General features: G+C 61.1%; 1 protein-coding gene. It reads left to right on the top strand.

Annotated elements, in window-relative coordinates; translation table 11 throughout:
- A partial coding sequence (locus tag AC244_RS34825; RefSeq protein WP_152976250.1) for a transposase occupies positions 1–346 on the top strand: 346 nt, incomplete at its 5' end.
- Positions 347–614 lie beyond the last annotated feature (268 nt).

Here is a 614-nt window from a genome sequence, read left to right as displayed (position 1 = left end):
TCGCTCGGCAGTCGACGATCCGGGTCGGTTCGAAAAGTCCCGCACCGTCGGTGCGTATTTTGGACTGACGCCCAAGAAATACCAGTCGGGAGAGACCGACATCGACGGCGGAGTAACCAAGGTCGGCGATGCCATGGTGCGCACTGCGCTTTATGAAGCGGCGCATATCATGCTGACGCGTGCCACGCGGTTCTCTGCCCTGAAGCGCTGGGCGCTGGACGTGGCGAAGCGGCGCGGTATGAAGCGAGCCAAGGTGGCGCTCGCCCGCAAACTCGCGACCGTCCTTCACCGCATGTGGGTTGACGTCAGCGCGTTCCGTTGGGGCAAGGATACTGTCGCCCCGTAAAGGCGAGATGAGATTACCGAAGCAGGCCGCCGACGGCGCTGCTTCTCCGAGGTCCCGTCGCTGGGACGAGGGCTTGGCAAGGTCGGGAGTAGTGCTGTGAAGGCTTCGGCAAATCACGCGTCCTAGATTGACCTGCCGGCTTAAGGATCTGATGGCATGGTGTGGCAGTCTTGGTGCTGACCACGGACAGAAGCATGATCCTGGCGGCGTGATGATCACGGAGGGACTTGACGAGCAAGGGCCCATTACAGAAGCATTACAGTTGCAT

This window comes from Ensifer adhaerens (assembly GCF_001270265.1).
GTDB classification, from domain to species: Bacteria; Pseudomonadota; Alphaproteobacteria; order Rhizobiales; family Rhizobiaceae; genus Ensifer; species Ensifer adhaerens_B.
This window is presented reverse-complemented; position numbering and strand designations above follow the sequence as displayed.